The 2,616-nt window shown below is 65.6% G+C and carries 4 protein-coding genes; 3 read left to right on the forward strand and 1 reads right to left on the reverse strand.

Annotated elements, in window-relative coordinates; genetic code table 11:
• Window positions 1-829, forward strand: an 829-nt coding sequence (locus GY769_23480; protein ID MCP4204881.1) for a hypothetical protein, incomplete at its 5' end; no start/stop codon positions are given.
• A gap of 288 nt (window positions 830-1,117) precedes the next feature.
• Here the strand turns inward: GY769_23480 and GY769_23485 are convergent.
• Window positions 1,118-1,696 (reverse strand): hypothetical protein, encoded by a 579-nt coding sequence (locus tag GY769_23485; GenBank protein ID MCP4204882.1) that lies wholly within the window; start codon window positions 1,694-1,696, stop codon window positions 1,118-1,120.
• 174 nt (window positions 1,697-1,870) lie between these two features.
• Between GY769_23485 and GY769_23490 the strand changes: the two genes are divergently transcribed.
• Both GY769_23490 and GY769_23495 read left to right on the forward strand, forming a co-directional pair.
• A complete protein-coding gene (locus GY769_23490; GenBank protein MCP4204883.1) occupies window positions 1,871-2,359 on the forward strand; it encodes a cytochrome c in 489 nt (162 codons plus the stop codon).
• Between the two features lie 148 nt (window positions 2,360-2,507).
• A partial coding sequence (locus GY769_23495) for a DinB family protein (GenBank protein ID MCP4204884.1) occupies window positions 2,508-2,616 on the forward strand: 109 nt, incomplete at its 3' end.

Consider the following 2,616-nt stretch of genomic DNA (forward strand, 5'->3'; position numbering starts at 1 on the left):
GGACCCGTGCGGACTGGGCTCCACGATCAGCGGAACCTCATTGCTGGCGCTGAGCGGTGGCAATCTTCTGCCCGGCGGCTCTTGCACCTTCAGCGTCGACCTCGAGGTGCCCGCGGACGCCCCGGCCGGGACCTTCCTCAATACGACCAGCGATCTGCTGATCCTCGGCGTACCGGTGGCATCGCCCGCGACCGCGCTACTTTCGGTCGATCCGGGCCCGGTGCTGACAAAGGTCTTCCTGCCGGACTTCATCGAGCCCGGTGGACGTAGCGCACTGTCCTTCCTCATCGACAACTCGGGTAGCGCGTTCACGGTTACCGATCTGGCGTTCTTCGATGACCTGCCGGCCGGAATTGTCGTCGCCCCGTCGGCCGATGTTGGAACCACCTGTCCCGGCGGGGTCCTGACAGCGGTCGAGGGCAGCAGCCTGATTACGCTGACCGGAGGAGCTTTGGGTGTGGGCGAGACGTGCGTGGTCCAGGTCGACGTCACCGGCGACATCCCCGGTGCGTACGTCAACATCTCCAGCCAACTCACTTCGTCTTCGGGTTTGGGGCCGGCCGCGGTTGCCACGCTCGTGATCGTTGGCTCCGGTGAGCCCTGTCTGGCGCCGGACGGCGAGTTCTTCACCCTGGAGAACGACACGGTGGACACGACCCGAGAGTTCGTGGTCTGCAACACGTTCACCGGCGGGCCCAACCTGGGTGTCGTCGGGCCGAACGGCCACCTGATTGTCCGGGCCGGGGTCGCGGCGGTGTTTGCGGACGGCTTCCTGGTCGGCGTCGACGGCGAGCTCACGGTGAGCATCGAGCCGATATTGTTGCCGTAGGAGTGCGGTCGGCGTGAGCAGTCCCGATGGAGGGCCGCCGGTGCCGCCTGCGTTCAAGGACCGAGAATGTCGCGCCGGTGCGGTCTCTCCGGGAGCGCAGAGAGGCTCCCTCCGAGACCCACGCGGCGCTCCTTCTCGCTCGGCGGACCTCGCTCGCAAGAAGCACGCACCCGGCTGTTCACATACAGAATCGGATCGCTACACGAACCGAGGTCGACCGCTGGCGGTCGAGCCCCGCCTGCCCTCGAGCAAAGCGTAGGGTCTCGACCGTTGGTTGCCGCAGGTAGGCTATCCGCCGCTGCCGCCCGGCTTCAGGGTCTCAACGCCGTCGTTGATCACTTGAGCTCCCGGGACGATCGGCATGTCGGCCGCGACATCGAGCTGATACGAGAACGGAACCTGAAGCGCGTTGATCAAGTTGTCCTCGATCGCCAACGTGTAGGTACCGACGGCGGCCACGACGATGGGGGCAACCGGGAACGGCCCGGTGTAGCCGCCCGGTGCGCCGGTGAGCAGGTTGACGCCGAACACAGGGATACCGGGCGCGAAGAGGCCGATTTCTTGGTTGGCCGTGCCCACGGTGACAATTGCATTGATGGTCAGGGTCGTGTTCGGTTGGGTGGTATCGAACTGCCACGCATCCTGTCCGGTGCCGAAGCCGCCACCGAGGTCGGGGAGGTCTCCGGTGAACTGGACCATGAAGCTACTCGGCTGAGCCCACGCGGAGCGCACTCCGAAGAAGCTCTTGAGCGCAGGTTTGCTGTAGGGAAGGTGCCCGGCTGCCAGAAACCCGCCGGCGACCATCGAAGACTTGAGCAGCTTACGCCGTACCGCGTCTACTTGTTCGCTTCTCGTCTGATCCGACATTTCGTCTTCTCCTCGTCCCGGTTTTTTGTTGGCGCGAGCCCGACCGGCAGATTATCGTCGGCAAGCCGTGGCGGTCAAGACGACCGCTTGGCGCTATGCCACCCGCCCGAGTGGGCCGCTTGCCCTCCGACGGAGCGTTTTGTGTCGAGGCGCAAAGCGGCTAAGCTGACCATTGTGACTAGCCGATGGTGTCTGATCGGCCTTGCGGCCGTTCTTGGCGTTGTCATGCCGGCCGTGGCGAGTGACGGTGACCAGCTGGCCGCGGATCCGCAGCTGGAGGCCGAGGACGCACGATCTCGGGGGGCTCTCCTGTTCCAGATCCACTGCGCCAGCTGTCACGGCCTGGATGCCGGTGGTGAAGGACCGGTTGCCGACCACCTGCGCGTGCCCCCAGCGGATCTCGCGGATCTTCTCGCGCCGGACGATTCCGGTGATCTCGTCTTCCCCGTCGAGCGCCTGCGGCAAGTGATTGATGGTCGCGAGGACGTGCGTGGGCACGGCTCGAGAGAGATGCCGGTCTGGGGCCTGTCGTTTCAGGATGCGGGCCGCGACGCAAATCAGGAAGAGGTGGTCCTCGAGAAGATCAATGACCTGGTCGAGTACCTGCGAACGCTCCAGGTGTCCGACGCCGACGAACCGCCGGACACGAACGGCGTCGACTGAGACTTTGGGCCGATCGGCAGAACCCCCGTCCCCTGGAGGCTGTCCCGGCGAGCGCCCCTGAGCCTGACCCCTGGCCGAAGGCTCTACCGATCGGCGCCGAAGCGCTGAAACTCCAGAGCGCCGAAGCGCAGTGGTATCTTTCCGTTTGATGCCCTTCGACCTCGAAAGCGCCCTGCAGGTGCTCGACCGCACACCCGCGGTTCTGGATGCCCTGCTTCGGGACCTCGACGATGGCTGGCTCGAGGCCACCGAGGGCC

Source organism: bacterium, assembly GCA_024224155.1.
In the GTDB taxonomy this organism is placed as follows: Bacteria; Acidobacteriota; Thermoanaerobaculia; order Multivoradales; family JAHEKO01; genus CALZIK01.

What these genes read in the sequence shown, in the direction of transcription:
- GY769_23485 (MCP4204882.1), bottom strand. Translation starts at nt 1,696, where the DNA reads ATGTCGGATCAGACGAGAAGCGAACAAGTAGACGCGGTACGGCGTAAG.